The 13,808-nt window shown below is 55.0% G+C and carries 13 protein-coding genes and 4 pseudogenes; 11 read left to right on the top strand and 6 right to left on the bottom strand.

The window, feature by feature from the left end; all coding sequences use genetic code 11:
- Positions 1–411: 411 nt before the first annotated feature.
- Positions 412–768, bottom strand: coding sequence for a response regulator (locus tag PSH78_RS15680; RefSeq protein ID WP_305495265.1), 357 nt, complete (start codon positions 766–768; stop codon positions 412–414).
- A gap of 170 nt (positions 769–938) precedes the next feature.
- On the opposite strand from PSH78_RS15680, the gene PSH78_RS15675 reads away from it, so the two are divergent.
- Positions 939–2,081, top strand: coding sequence for a sensor histidine kinase KdpD (locus PSH78_RS15675; protein WP_305495263.1), 1,143 nt, complete (start codon positions 939–941; stop codon positions 2,079–2,081).
- A 177-nt stretch (positions 2,082–2,258) separates the two neighbouring features.
- Here the strand turns inward: PSH78_RS15675 and PSH78_RS15670 are convergent, their stop codons facing one another.
- Together PSH78_RS15670 and PSH78_RS15665 are read right to left on the bottom strand one after the other, a co-directional pair.
- A complete protein-coding gene (locus tag PSH78_RS15670) occupies positions 2,259–2,765 on the bottom strand; it encodes a GNAT family N-acetyltransferase (RefSeq protein WP_305495262.1) in 507 nt (168 codons plus the stop codon).
- A 54-nt stretch (positions 2,766–2,819) separates the two neighbouring features.
- A pseudogene (locus PSH78_RS15665) lies at positions 2,820–3,019 on the bottom strand (transposase domain-containing protein); the annotation flags it as partial.
- Positions 3,020–3,142: 123 nt separating this feature from the next.
- On the opposite strand from PSH78_RS15665, the pseudogene PSH78_RS15660 reads away from it, so the two are divergent.
- The 5 genes and pseudogenes from PSH78_RS15660 to PSH78_RS15640 all read left to right on the top strand — a co-directional run.
- Positions 3,143–3,472 (top strand): annotated as a pseudogene (locus PSH78_RS15660) (DNA adenine methylase); the annotation flags it as partial.
- A gap of 82 nt (positions 3,473–3,554) precedes the next feature.
- Positions 3,555–4,160 (top strand): hypothetical protein, encoded by a 606-nt coding sequence (locus tag PSH78_RS15655; protein ID WP_305495261.1) that lies wholly within the window; start codon positions 3,555–3,557, stop codon positions 4,158–4,160.
- A gap of 499 nt (positions 4,161–4,659) precedes the next feature.
- Positions 4,660–5,085, top strand: coding sequence for a LexA family transcriptional regulator (locus tag PSH78_RS15650; RefSeq protein ID WP_305495260.1), 426 nt, complete (start codon positions 4,660–4,662; stop codon positions 5,083–5,085).
- Positions 5,078–6,355: a translesion error-prone DNA polymerase V subunit UmuC gene (umuC, locus tag PSH78_RS15645; RefSeq protein ID WP_305495259.1), complete on the top strand. Its 1,278-nt coding sequence runs from the start codon at positions 5,078–5,080 to the stop codon at positions 6,353–6,355. Before PSH78_RS15650 ends, umuC begins: the two co-directional genes overlap by 8 nt.
- A gap of 202 nt (positions 6,356–6,557) precedes the next feature.
- Entirely contained in the window at positions 6,558–6,959 is a 402-nt protein-coding gene (locus PSH78_RS15640) for a response regulator (RefSeq protein WP_305495258.1), read from the top strand.
- A 188-nt stretch (positions 6,960–7,147) separates the two neighbouring features.
- Here the strand turns inward: PSH78_RS15640 and PSH78_RS15635 are convergent, their stop codons facing one another.
- Positions 7,148–7,462 (bottom strand): hypothetical protein, encoded by a 315-nt coding sequence (locus PSH78_RS15635; protein WP_305495257.1) that lies wholly within the window; start codon positions 7,460–7,462, stop codon positions 7,148–7,150.
- 546 nt (positions 7,463–8,008) lie between these two features.
- On the opposite strand from PSH78_RS15635, the gene PSH78_RS15630 reads away from it, so the two are divergent.
- A complete protein-coding gene (locus PSH78_RS15630; protein WP_305495256.1) occupies positions 8,009–8,215 on the top strand; it encodes a hypothetical protein in 207 nt (68 codons plus the stop codon).
- Positions 8,216–9,034: 819 nt separating this feature from the next.
- On the opposite strand, the gene PSH78_RS15625 is transcribed toward PSH78_RS15630, so the two are convergent.
- Positions 9,035–9,289, bottom strand: coding sequence for an SOS response-associated peptidase family protein (locus PSH78_RS15625; protein WP_370870935.1), 255 nt, complete (start codon positions 9,287–9,289; stop codon positions 9,035–9,037).
- Between the two features lie 62 nt (positions 9,290–9,351).
- On the opposite strand from PSH78_RS15625, the pseudogene PSH78_RS26685 reads away from it, so the two are divergent.
- A pseudogene (locus PSH78_RS26685) lies at positions 9,352–9,483 on the top strand (Com family DNA-binding transcriptional regulator); the annotation flags it as partial.
- Positions 9,484–10,168: 685 nt separating this feature from the next.
- On the opposite strand, the pseudogene PSH78_RS15615 reads toward PSH78_RS26685, so the two are convergent.
- Positions 10,169–10,756 (bottom strand): annotated as a pseudogene (locus PSH78_RS15615) (acetoacetate decarboxylase (ADC)); the annotation flags it as partial.
- Between the two features lie 205 nt (positions 10,757–10,961).
- Here PSH78_RS15615 and PSH78_RS15610 point away from each other — a divergent pair.
- Genes PSH78_RS15610 through PSH78_RS15600 form a run of 3 tightly spaced genes read left to right on the top strand, consistent with a single transcriptional unit; the run spans position 10,962 to position 13,766 of the window.
- On the top strand, positions 10,962–12,239 hold the full coding sequence (locus PSH78_RS15610; protein WP_305495253.1) for an NADH:flavin oxidoreductase/NADH oxidase family protein: 1,278 nt from the start codon (positions 10,962–10,964) through the stop codon (positions 12,237–12,239).
- Between the two features lie 44 nt (positions 12,240–12,283).
- Entirely contained in the window at positions 12,284–12,799 is a 516-nt protein-coding gene (locus PSH78_RS15605) for a sigma-70 family RNA polymerase sigma factor (protein ID WP_305501286.1), read from the top strand.
- Positions 12,786–13,766 carry a FecR domain-containing protein gene (locus tag PSH78_RS15600; protein WP_305495251.1) on the top strand — a complete coding sequence of 327 codons (981 nt, stop codon included), beginning with the start codon at positions 12,786–12,788 and terminating at the stop codon, positions 13,764–13,766. Before PSH78_RS15605 ends, PSH78_RS15600 begins: the two co-directional genes overlap by 14 nt.
- Positions 13,767–13,808: the final 42 nt, after the last annotated feature.

The raw sequence follows: 13,808 nt of genomic DNA, 5'->3' as shown, positions 1-13,808 counted from the left end.
TGTCAGCTTCGTCGTCCAGCTCAAACGGCCATTGCGTTCTCCTCCTCCCTCTGGAAAGTAATCTTTACGGGCGCGCTCATAGGAAAACGCTGGCCCCATTGGTCCCATGATGTCGGGGTGATAGGGTGATCGCCCGTGGCCTAGTCTGTCGACGCGAAAGACTACGAAACCTGCTTCGACGAACCACTGCGCCCACCCCGAACGACCATTGGGTGTATCCAGTCACTCGGTGCCCTACAGCGTGCCACCGTGCACCAGCACCACGGGATAGGGTTGGGTGATTTGCTCGGGGTTCCCAGGCTAAGTACATTGGACCCTTCTGGAAGGTTTTACCGTTATGGGTGAGGCGGACTCCGGTCACCCATAAGTTGCCACGGCGCGAGCGCTTCACCGGGGCGGCCCTTCGCAGACCTAGGGAAGAGGTAGGAGCTGTTTGATCGTGTCGTGAAGGGTATCAAGTGAGAATGGTTTGGACAGGAACGCCGCATTTGATAAGGATAGCCCCGGGGGTAGAATTGCGTCGCCAGATATAACGATCAAGGGTAGCTCCCTCCAGCGTGAACAAATAATCTGCGTCAATGCTAATCCGTCCATACTGCCGGGCATACGTACATCGGTAACCACCAAGCCAACAGACGTGGCTTCCAAGATTTTCAACGCGTCATCCGCGTTGGCGCACGGGATGACGTCGAGCTGAAGTAGGGAAATAGCCTCAGTGATCAAAGGACGAATGACTTCATCATCTTCGACGAGGAGTACGCGCGGCATGGTTAATCTCCTTGTATCGTGTACAAGGTTGGGTATGCAGCGCGTTGATATGTTTCAGTCCCCTGACGAAATGCACGTGCTCAGGCTTTCTTAGCCTAGCTCGGCTAGGCTTAACCACTAGCAGTACCACCCTGAAGCCATTCACCAGAGACGAGGTAATAGAGGCTCACATGAGACTGCACGATTTCATTCTCAACGACATGGAGTCAATCCTTCAGGCGTGGGAGGATTTTGCTCGAACCGTCGAAACACCCATGCCGGTAATGGACGCGACCGGCCTAAGAAACCACGGCGAACTTATACTGCGCACTGTCGCGAAAGACATGCGCCAATACCAGACAGACCAACAACAGATAGACAAGTCTCACGGTTTGGCCCACCCCGCCAATGACGAAACGCCGGCCCAATCACATGCTATGACCCGCTTATTGGCGGGTTTTACTCTGGATCAAATGGTGTCGGAATATCGGGCTTTAAGGTCAAGCGTGCTCAGATTGTGGTTGGCGGAAGCAGTGGATGCAGACCACTACATCTGCGACATGATTCGGTTCAACGAGTCTATAGACCAGGCGCTAGTGGAATCTATTGCTACATATGGGCAGGCCGTTGAAACTACCCGAAAGACAGTCTTGGGGGTTTTAGGTCACGACCTTCGTTCGCCCCTTGGCGCCGTGCTTATGGCCGGGGATCTACTCCGTCACGCCAAAAATATCGAGGATCGGGAGAGGGCGTTAGCCACTCAAATCTGCGCAAGCGTTATCCGCGCTACGGGGATGATAAATGATTTGCTGGATTTTGCCCGGTGTAACCTGGGGGATGGTATCCCGATTAATCTGCAAGTCACCGACTTGACTTCCGTATGCCTGTCAGTGGTTGAGGAGCTTCGTACTGGTTTTCCTCGAGCGGAAATCAGATTTGGAGCGGGTGAACCGGTTTTGGGGCTGTACGATGCAGGGCGCATGGCGCAAGTCTTCTCCAATCTGATTGGAAATGCGATTAAACACGGTGATCCGACGCAGTCGATATCGGTCAAGCTTTCAGGCGATCAAAACCGCTCGTATTTTAGCGTTCACAATCAGGGCGAGCCCATTCCGCCCCATGCTTTGCCACTCATATTTAACCCCGAAGGTCGATATTCGAGCTATGCGTTAAGTGAAGAGGGCCCCTCGGCAGGCTTGGGGCTCGGACTGTTCATTGCCGCGGAAATTGTCAAAGGTCATGGGGGGACCATTAGCGTTCAGTCAACGCTTAAGCAGGGTACAGTTTTCAGCGTCGAACTACCTGCAACACAATCGGAACCAGCTCAATCGTAAGTCTTCGGCTACATCGCTATCTGATCCTACCTGTAAAGGGCGCCGCGCGCGCTGTGTCGGCGGGTCGCTTACGATCTCGCCGCAGTTCTCCAGTCCCCTGAGCCCATAGTAAGTAAGCGAATGGCAAAGACACCATAGGTTAGGTGGTAATGCCCAATTTTCTCGTTGATCCAGCAATCATAGGACACGCCACAATGTTTCACGAGTTGTGGCGGCCAAGGTCAGCCATTGACGATCCATGACCTGTTTCAAGCCCTCAGCTATGTGTTCACTGGGCATCGTACGGAAGCCGTGTTTGCGGAACCAAGGGCCATTCCAAGGAGGCTCATGAAAAGTTGTTAAGGTCACTGCTTGAACCCCACGGCTTTCTGCATCCTCTATAACTGCCATGAGAAGCTTTGCTCCAATCCCACTCCCTGAAGCATCTGGCTCGACGGAAATATTGTCTAAATACAAAAGCCCGTCCAGTGGTCGCATTGCCGCAAATCCCATTATTTTCTGGCTTTCGCTATCGAGCGCCACTACGACACGACAGGCTTCAAATCTCGCTGGGGGCAGTGCAGGTGTTTCAGCAATATGGGCGAGATTTGGAATGCCCTTGTAACGCAGACGAGCTTGAGCCGAGATACGGCATAAATCTGCCACATCATCTATGCCACTAAGCCGGAGTTGATAGTTATGCATGCTTTCTTCTCTCATAAGATTCGCTGGACGAGTATTCCGCTTACCTCGCATGACTTAGCCAGATACCCACTGATGCGGCAGCAGTAGCTCAATCTCGCTCGCCTTTTGCGTCGGCAGGCGCGTCAGCACATCTTTGAGATAGGCATACGGATCATGCCCATTCATACGCGCCGACTGGATCAGGCTCATGATTGCAGCCGCCCGCTTACCGCTACGTAGCGACCCGGCAAACAACAGTTCGAGCGTCCGAGTGCGTGTCCGCCGGCAGATGGACGTAATATCAGCCACCTGGCCACAAACGCCTAAGAAGCGTGGATGGAGCGGACATTGAAGTTTTCGACCAGCCTCGCGGTCTTCCCGACGATGCACCTACGTCGGACCTCCCCTGGCTTGATTGTGCTGAGCGCTACGACCGCGTTCACATGTTCCACTATATGGATCCGCCGTACTGGCAAACCGCTGGTTATGGCGTCGACTTTCCGTTCGAGAACTACGAGCGGATGGCAGACTTCATGCGCCGCAGCAAGCGCAAGGTCATGGTCAGCATCAACGACCACCCGGACATCCGTCGCGTGTTTGAAGGCTTTCACTTCGAGACGTTAGACGTTCGGTACAGCAACACGAACCAGCGGCAAGGGAAGGCCGAAGTCAGCGGTGAACTGGTGATTACGAATCGGGAGCCAGCGGCTTTGGGCGGGCTGTTCTAAACCAGTCATTTTTGTTCTGCTACAGTGAAGGCGCGGAAAGGAAAAAGCTTGGAAACTTAAATCGCACAAGGGAAAAATGGACATGACTTCTGCAAATGTCGCTTCAAATGATTTTCTGGCTGTCCTGAATGAACAGCGCGTACAGGCGAATAAAAACATAGCAAATCCGTCTACCGGCGCCCTTGTGCCTATGGCGGAGATACAGGCTTTACAGGAGCAGTTGGGGTCGCTTCCGGTATCCAACAGCGATGCTCTTGATGATGATCTTCAGAAAATAAAAGCTGTGGCCCATTCAGGCGCTACCGTGCTCGCTGAGCAAGCTCAAGAGGAGATTACGGACATTACAAATCGTTACATGAATAGTGCAAGAGATAACGATGCCTACTCGCTTTTTAGAAATAAGATGGAACAATGCAGGGAGCACGCCAGAGAGAATGCGGACATTGCGATTGATAAAGTTTTTGATACAGCACAAAATGTCGGCCAAAACTCAAATCCGTCTGTGCAAAGTGCGATAATAAACTTTATGACAAGTGTTGTTGAGCCGGGGATTTCAGCCGTTCTTAATGAAATCCTTAATTTCATAGCTAATGCCGTAGAAAATTTGCCGAATTGGATCGCGCACGCGTTTGATGCTATTAAGCAAACCTTTGCAAAAATCACGGCATTTATTAAAAGCGCATTTTAATTAGGTGCGGACTACTCTGTCTCCAGACAGGGTGGTCCGACTAAACAGGTAAGCTCCCTAGTAAGTGATGTTATTTACTTCCTTTCCCACCGGCATAGCTTGCTGGGTACCAGCCCACGCCCCGCCGGCAAAAGCTGTTTGGAGAGACTACCCCGTCGTAACGGTCTCGATCCTGGTATTGATCGGATCCAGACGTATCCCTTTTCTCCAAAGAGCGCGCTCAACCTCTCCTTACACCGGCGTGATGTGACTGCTCGCCTATATGCTTTGCAGGATCTACACGCGGGTCATCCGAGCCATGTTGTACCGGCTGACAGGCGCCGCGTCGCATAGCCAAACAATGGCCGCTGAGGTAGCTCTCCGACACCACCATCCCTCGTATTCCGAATCTCCCATGCAAAGGCCGCCCCGTCTGTCAGAATTTTTCTATACAAATTGACCGGAAAACTTGTACAAAGTTAACTGTATGTCCGTACAGGTTTTTTGGAAGTCGTGCGTCATGAACTTTACAATCCTAGGCCCTATTGCCGAGGGTGGCTTGAAGCTGCCTTTGTGTTCGTTTCGTGTGCCCGCCGGGTTTCCGTCTCCGGCGGCGGACCACATCGAAGCGCACATCTCATTGGATGAGGTTCTGAACATCCGGGCCCCGCATGTTTACCTGGTATCCATCGCCGGTGAGAGCATGCAGGGCGCTGGGATCTTTGAAGGGGACCTGGCCGTCGTCGACCGTGCGATGGAGCCAACGCATGGTCACATCGTCGTGGCGCTGCTGAACAACGAACCCGTATGCAAACGCCTCTGCATCCGTGGGAAGGAGGTGATTCTCCTGTCGGAGAACCCAAAGTACCCACCGAGGTACGTGCTCGAGGGCGACGAGTTGGTCATCTGGGGCGTCATCACCTGCAGCGTGCGCAGCCATGTCTAAAGCTCAGCCCGTTTTCGCCCTGATCGATTGCAACAGCTTCTACGCCAGTTGCGAAAGAGTGTTCCGCCCGGACTTGGCCCGCGTGCCCATCGTGGTGCTGAGCAACAACGACGGCTGTGTGATTGCTCGCAGCTACGACGCCAAGCCCTACGTGAAAATGGGCGAGCCATATTTCCAGATCAAGCACACGCTGCAGAAACACGGCATCGTTCCGTTCTCGTCGAACTACGCGCTCTATGGCGATATGAGCGAGCGCGTTATGACCCTTATTGAATCAATGGTGCCTGCTGTCGAGGTCTACAGCATCGACGAAGCCTTCGCGGATCTGACCGGCATTGACGGCCGGGATGCCCTGGGCCGGAAGATCCGCAGCCAGGTGCTGCGCTGCACCGGCATTCCGGTTGGGGTAGGGATCGCTCACACGAAAACTCTGGCAAAGCTGGCGAATCACACGGCCAAGCGGCTCCAAGTGCAAACGGGCGGCGTTGTCGATATATGCGACCCGTTCAAGCGCGACTGGGTGCTGCGCAACACCGACGTGTCCGAGGTCTGGGGCATCGGCCGCAAGATTAAACTGCACTTGGACGCCATGGGTATCAAGACGGCCATGGATCTGGCCCGGGCCGACCCTTGGACACTCCGTAAGAAATTCAGCGTGGTGATTGAGAAGACGGCGCGCGAACTCGCCGGCGCGCCGTGTCTGGAGCTGGATGAGCCGGATCCGCCGAAGCAGGAGATTTGCTGTAGCCGGATGTTTGGTAAGCGGCTCACGGAGCTGGCGCCCATCAAGGAGGCGGTGGCTACTTACATGATGCGCGCGTCGGAAAAACTCAGGGCGCAGGAATCGCTGTGCAAGAAGATCCGCGTCAGCATCCGTACGGGTATGTTCAACCCGGAGGAGGCGAAGTACGCCAACGGTGTTCTGATTGACATGCCGTACCCCACGGACGATGTGCGGCTGCTGACCAAGGCGGCGGTAGATGCACTTGACCGGGTTTTCCGACCAGGCTTCAAGTACAGCAAGGCCGAGGTGCTGTTGATGAATCTTTGTCAGCAAGGGGAGTACACCGACGACCTGTTTGCCACCTCGCAGCCTGTCGACGCCACGAAGTTGATGGCGGTGTTGGACCAGATCAACGGACGCTGGGGCAGGGGGACGCTGCGTTCAGCCTGCGTGCCTGCAAATCCTGAATGGGCCATGCGCCGGGACCTGATGAGCCAGAGCTACACGACCAAGCTGGATCAGCTGTGGCAGGTGTCCTGTCGATGATTAATAGCCGTACCCACCGCTCTGCTTTCTTCGTTCTGGCTGTACGACCGTCTTTCTGCACGAGAAGCGTAGGAAGCGACGCAGCAAAAGTTTAGTGCGCTACGCTTAGCTAAGCGTTACGTGATCGTAGTGGAATCGCGATATAAGGGAATATTCGCTTGGAGTGACTGCTTCTGAAAGCCGGTTCAGGCAGGGACAGACTATGATCACAAATTGGATAGAGATCGGCTTTGAAGGCGAAGTTTTGATCGTCGAGGATGATGAAACGCTGCGTTTGATCATGGTCGAAATCTTGGAAGACGTCGGAGCAAGAACTGTCGCTTTCGGATCAGCCGATGACGCACTGATTTACCTTCTTCAATCTCAAGTCCAATGTTGCCTTGTGATTGTTGACTACGGTGTTCCTGGGCAAATCAATGGTATGGATTTCATCCGGATGGTAAGAGGGAAATGGCCTGCCATAGGTTCGATACTCACATCAGGGTATCCATTTCTACCGGAAACAGTGCCTCGCCCAACCCGATATTTGCAGAAACCTTGGGCCGTCAGCGATTTGGTAGCTTTGATGAGGGATTTACTTCAGCCCACATCTCTTGCTCGGTAGATACCCATTGTTCATGCAAATGAAGCAGCCGCTCCGCAGCTGGATCGCAGGATGTGTTGAGAGTGAGCCGGTCCCATGAGAATCACTCCATTTGCCAGGTCCTGCTGAGGTGTTCAGTAAGCTACCACCGTGCTATGGCTGGCAGTGGTATGGGACTTGGCAATAGGTTGCTCAGGCATGAAGCATGCTCAATGGAGAGCTTCGTTAAGCTTTGGCGCTGCCTTGGTTCGGAAGGTCGAAGGCGAGACCACCTGCATTTTTTGAGTATTTAAGCCTTGGCGAGCAAGTTCGATGTCTTCAAAGATGAATCGAGCCAGTTTTTTTAAGCCGGCGTCGCCTCGAAATTGGTGTCTGGTCAGACCCACAACGGCAAAAGATTCTCCGTCGTGACCTTCGACTAAAAGCGAGGCTGTTCCGTTGAAGCCTAAGGTGCATTCGACAGAGCACCCAGGCAGAAGATCCCTCAGTGCTGCCTCGATTTCATGTTTCGATAACCTGTCCATTACAGCACCTCGGAATTATTAGCGCGCTAGCATATTCCAGCGGTGCCTTAAGTAAATACTGGCCTAATGCCTTTGGAAATTTACCCCCCTTTTTGTGAGGCAGATGTTGGAAGCAGACGCTAAAAGCGGTCCGTTAGCGTCGCAAATTAGCGCGTATTCACACTCCGCTGTGAGCAGCCCGAGCCGCAGCATCTCTCGAATTCCGAACAAAACGATTTCCCGCTCTCCTTGCAATTGGTCCGCGTCGAACCGCAATCGGCGGACATCTTATCCAGTAAAAAACTTATCAGCGAGGCTGTATTTTCGATGTTCATAACAGGGCTTTGAATGTGTTTTCAACTTCGATTTTTTCTGCCAAAGCTCAGGTTCCCTGGGCCTACCCGAACGGTCATGTGTGTGATCCTCAGACTGGAGAGCTACGAGAGAGTAGGAGCAATGGTCCGTCTGCGGCTTAGACCGATTTATTCAAGCTCGTATCACGAGAAAATTTGGAACAGACCATCAAGCGTCAAAGTCAACACGTTACGTCACAAGGAGGCTGCAACGATGAGCGAGGACCGGAGGAGGCAAGCTTTAGCCGCTTGGCACAAGGCGCTTGAGGAGCCCGACATTCGAATGGATGCGGAGAAGCAGTATGAGAAGCTGATTACCATGGCAGATGATTTCAAGCTGCAGGGGATTATTGACAAGGACGAATGGCGACGGTTGATGGGGGAGGCGGTCGGCTATTACGCGCACGCTATCGAAAGATAGAGCCGAGGTCGTGACAGACATCGCCAAGCAGTGACTACGTCGAAGGACTAGAGCGACAGGCCTTTCGCCTTGGCGGCTTTAGTGTTTAGAAGTAACAGCGGTAGAAAATGGGCGTATGTTTTGCATCATTGTATCGGTGATCCAATTCAACGCTATACCAACTCCTGGGTCACTGGGGCTGTTCTGAGGGGACAATTGTACAGCTGTAAGCACAAATTCTCTGAATTGCCCTGGATATCAAGCTGGATCCACCGCGTGTGGCGATGTTCTTACCTCCTAATTTATCGAATCAATCGTAGCCGGACGCCGCGCATCGGCGTCACGGAATTTTTACGTGCGCGAAACAATCGCGAGGGCAGAGGGCAGAGGGCAGAGGGCAGAGGGCAGAGGGCAGAGGGCAATGATTCAACGTACCGCGTGTAGGATCTGCTGGGGGGACGCCATACAGAAAGGCGTATACGGCAATGTGGAAGAGATGTCCTGTGAGGGATGTGGTCGCTACCTCATAAAGCGCAGCTGGTTAAAGGATCACCTCGGTAAGGCATTTGACGTGGAACAGATGCGAATTTGGATTGGAGCTGCACGGGAGGCGGGACGGGTCCCGTACGTGAACGATGAGAACGCCGCATGGCTCCAACGACCGAAGGCGGGAGTGACTCGGTTGCCGGGCTGGTCTGCGGGCGTCCTAAGTCGAGCCAAACCTTGTTTGATAGAGCGTCCCTAGAGCCCTCGGATATTGCTTCCGGCCTCCTACGGTTGCTAAATATTTGCTACAGGAAGGAGGGGGGTAACACCGCTAAGCAAGCAAGGCGGTGGGGGTTACCCACCTCTTTGCCCACGGCATACCATTCGAATCGGCTTCCTGCCGTGAACGGTCTCGCGCAATTTCCCTGCTTGCCTTGGGCTAAGATCTGGGCCCAGCCTTTCCCGCGCTTGTTCGGGTGATAACACCAGCGGCCTACGGTCATGGATATCCACCATGCCCTGATCGCAAGACGCGGTAATGATTACGAAGCCATCGCCGTCTTGCTCGTCCAGACCTGGACGGGCCTGTGCGAGCGCCCCGAAGAACATTGGCTTCTGATCCTTCAATCGGATGAAATAAAGATTGCAGATGTGGAAAGTGCAACAGACTACTGGCCCGCGTGGGCGAGTACACCCAGCTCCAGATCAAATGCTCCCGGTGCGGGATTTTGAATCATGTGAGGGCCACGAGCCCCGAGCGATCGCCTTTGAGCGACATGAATGCGGAACCCTCCGCAAAATCATTCGACCCAAAAGGTGAAAAAATGGAACCAGTAGTAATTGGCAGCAAGTTCTTCAGTGGCGCTGTTCGGGCGAATTATCAGCCTGTTGTGACGCCTGAGCAAAATACTGCGGAGTGGTAATTCGCACGTCTGAACTGTTCGCAGTACAAATCTTCTCTGGGGAAGTGAAACCTACACCTCTCGGTGAATCCCTGAACCCATCGCTACAGAACTCCGGCCCAGCTAAGAATGCAACACTTTCTTACCCTATCCAGATCCCGCCAGGCTTTGGAATCTGGTTGAATCCGTTGAGTACCAACGGCACCGCTTGGATCACTTACGACATTCTGTAAGGGATGGCAGCAAGGGAGGAAAGGCTTCCTTTCCTCCTGCTTCTCAACGGCAGACAGCGGGAAAGACTGCGCACCTATTCAGGGCCTCGACATAGATCGGGGCTTTTTCGTTTTCGGCTCCCCACACCCATTGCCCCGAGCTGGGAGTGCTGTTGGGGTTGAATTACACAGCGTCCCCATGATTCTTTGCTTGGCGTTGCGAAAGTTGCGGGGATTTATTCGAACCTGTACCGCGCTGGCCGTCTCCAAACGGCTTGTATATTTCTGGAGTAACGCTGGACCCAGCCGAGCTCGGCACAGGCATAGCCACTTGGTTGAGCGGTGCGGGAAGCGTAGTGCTCGATTGTTCCATTTGCAAGCTCTGTATTGACCGGCAGCTTGAGCACGTAGCCCCAGAAGTCGCCAGACATCGACTGGTCAATCAGCGTGAACGGACCCAGGTTGGCATTGCCTGGTTTGCTGGTGATGATCGACAAGGCGACTTCGTTATAGGCGTCGTTATCGCAGTGCTCATAGGTGTACGCCGTGAACGCGATCAAGCCGCGGCCTGGCCAGACCTGCAAGGGCTGCACCGCTGCCAATATTTCCGGCGGCATCAGCGCCCGGAGTGCGTCCAGATCGGCCGTATAGACCGCCGTGACGCGACTGTTCTGGTAGTAAAAGTTTGGCGAGTACGACTCAAAGCCAATATCGACCTTGTGCTTCTTCAAGCTATTGAACCAACTCAAATCAACGCCCGGTATTTCTGCTGCAATGACCGATAACGGCGGGTTGGAGCGAAAACGGTCGTACAGGCCACCCTTGACGACAGGCACCGGGTGGCCCGCGATATCGATGGTGGTGGTGGCGGTCGGGCGGGTCGTTTCAGGCGGCCCCGCCAACGCAGCGTTGGCAAAAGTGTTGAACAGCAATCCTGTTAAAACGGCGCTTGCGAGTTTCAATCGGTCTTTCTCCAGGAGGGGGCTTTGAGGGTTCAGCGTCATGCCGCTCAGTGCATGCTCACCTTGAACCGCGCTTTAAGGTCAACCCCCGCAAGCAAGGCAAGGCGCACGTCATCGAACGCGTCAAAAGTAAGTAAAAAAAGTGATTGACCTTAAAGTCGACTTCAATCTTAAGGTGGCCTCATTCCCAGCTGAGGACCGCTCTATGAATGTGTTCGATACCTTGATGCTTCCCAACGGTTCGACGATCAAGAACCGAATCGCCAAAGCCGCCATGGAAGAAAACATGGCGGACGCCGACCAGGCGCCCTCCGAAGAACTGATGCGTCTTTACCAGGCGTGGGCCGACGGCGGTGCCGGCCTGCTCATCACCGGCAACGTGATGGTCGACGGCCGCGCCATGACCGGACCGGGTGGTGTGGTGTTGCAGGATGATCGGCCGCTGGACAAGTTCAAGCACTGGGCGCGTATTGGCCGATCCGGCGGTGCGCAGTTCTGGTTGCAGATCAATCACCCAGGTCGGCAGATGCAGGCCAACCTTGGGCAAAAAACCTGGGCGCCGTCGGCCGTGCCGCTGGCGCTGGGCAATATGTCCAAGCGTTTCGCCACGCCTCACGCCATGACCCCTGGCGTGATCGAAGAGGTCATCCAGCGCTTTGCCAACACCGCACGCCTGGGCGAACAAGCCGGATTCACCGGCGTGGAAATCCACGCCGCCCATGGTTATTTGTTGAGTCAGTTCCTTTCGCCGCTGACCAATCAAAGGACGGACGAGTGGGGCGGCTCCCTCGAAAACCGAGCGCGCCTGTTACTCGACATCGTCAAGGCGGTCAGGGCTGTGGTTTCGGCGAAATTCGCAGTAGCGGTCAAACTCAATTCCGCCGATTTCCAGCGTGGAGGGTCCACGGCGGATGACGCCAAAAGGGTGGTCGGGCTGCTCAACGACCTGGGCGTGGACCTGGTGGAGTTGTCTGGCGGCAGTTATGAAGCCCCCGCCATGCAGGGTGAGGCGCGTGATGGACGCACCTTGGCCCGCGAGGCTTATTTCCTCGAGTTTGCCCGCGAGATCCAGACCGTCGCCAAAATGCCAGTGATGATCACTGGCGGCATACGTCGACGTCCGGTTGCCGAGAGCGTCGTGCAGAGCGGTGTCGACATGGTGGGCATCGGAACCGCGTTGGCCATCGATCCTTACCTGCCGCGTGACTGGCTACAGGGCAAAGACAACGCCCCGCAATTGCCGCCAATCACTTGGAAAAACAAGACCCTTGCGGCCTTGGCGAACATGGCGGTCGTGAAGTTTCAATTGCACAAACTGAGTCGGGCTAAAAAGCCCGATCCGAGCGTGTCGCCGTTGCGCGCGCTGATCTTGCAACAGCTCGCCCTGGCATTTCGCACCCGCCAGTATCGGGGTTGGGTGGAGAAGCGTTCGCCCAAAAGCGGACACCGATCGCCACGTATTTGCCTAAGGCCTAGCGCGTGAGTAGAATGCGATTAATTATCAATCATGTACTTGCCGGGATTCCGATGCGCAGCGATGAAACGCTAGGTAACGCAGATCTAGGGCTGCTCTATCGAACCCACCACTCGTGGTTACACGGCTGGCTTATCCGACGCATTGGATGCCGCGATAACGCAGCAGATTTGGCGCAGGACACCTTCGTACGTCTGCTCAAATCCCGTCAGTCCAGCCCTTTGCGCGAACCACGCGCCTACTTGAGCAGTATCGCCCGCGGGCTGATGATCGATCAGTATCGTCGTCGCGAACTCGAACGTGCCTACCTGGAAAGCGTCACGTTGCTGCCTCAGCACGAGGTTCCCTCGGAAGAAAGCCGGCTGTTGATTCTTGATGCGCTCGAGCGCATAGACCGCATGCTCGGTATGCTGAAACCCAGAGTTCGCCAGGCATTTCTATTTGCCCGACTCGACGGTCTGACCTGCGCGCAAATAGCCGAAAAGCTGGGTGTTTCCCGTGCGACGGTGGAACGCGACCTGGCCACGGCCCTGCAACATTGCTATCGCTTGCGTTATGTCGAGGCGTGAGCCGCAGGCGCTCAATCCGGCCATTGTCGAGCAGGCGATCCAATGGCTGGTGCGCCTTCGCTTCAATCAAGCCGATGAACAAACACAGCGCACTTTCGAGCACTGGCTGCAGCAGTGCCCGGAGCATGTATTGGCGTGGCAGCGTGTGGAAACGCTTGGGGATGAATTTGTGGGCGTGCCAGCTCAACTGGCCCGACGAACCCTTGAGGGTACCCGGCATGGAATGCGGCGACGGGAAAGCCTGAAGCTACTGGGCCTATTGGCTACTGTAAGCACTGCAGCCTGGCTTGGCCGGGACTATACGCCCGTACCCGCGATGCTTGCGCAGCAGCGCAGCAGTACCGGCGAGCAACGACGTTTCCAACTCGATGATGGCAGCCTTATCCAGCTCAATAGCGATAGCGCCGTCGACAGCGATTTCGACGCCCAGCGACGCCTGATCATCCTGCGGCGTGGTGAAATCATCGTGAATGTCGGCGCGGATCAACACTCGCCTCGAGCGCGACCGTTCTGGGTGCAGTCACGTGACGGGATCATGCGAGCTCAGAGTTCGCGCTTCCTGGCACGCGAGCTGGATGATGGCACTCTGGTCGCGGCTCAGGAAGGATCAGTCACGGTTTTCCCCGGCTCCAGTCAAACTCCTGCGAGCCGCAGCGTCCAGGCAGGAAACCAGCTGCTATTCACATCAAGTGGCGCCCGAATGTTCAGGGACAACGGCCTGGATCTATGGAGCTGGGGGGACGGGGTGATCAGTGCGCGCAATATGCGCCTCAATGATTTCATCGTGGAGTTGTCGCGTTATCGCCCCGGGGTGCTGCGCTGCGCCGAAGAGGTCGCTGATCGTCGCGTTTCCGGCACCTTCCAGCTCGCCGACAACGATCAGGTCCTGGCATTGGTCGCGCAGTCATTGCACTTGAACATTGATTATCGAACCCGTTATTGGGTGACCGTGACCGCTGCCACCTGAGCCCATCAGAATTTTGTGTCGCGTGAAAAATAATGAGGTAGC

Origin of the sequence: Pseudomonas sp. FP198 (assembly GCF_030687895.1) — a bacterium.
GTDB lineage: Bacteria > Pseudomonadota > Gammaproteobacteria > Pseudomonadales > Pseudomonadaceae > Aquipseudomonas.
The sequence above is the reverse complement of the archived record's forward strand: the minus strand, read 5'-3'. Positions and strand labels throughout refer to the sequence as shown.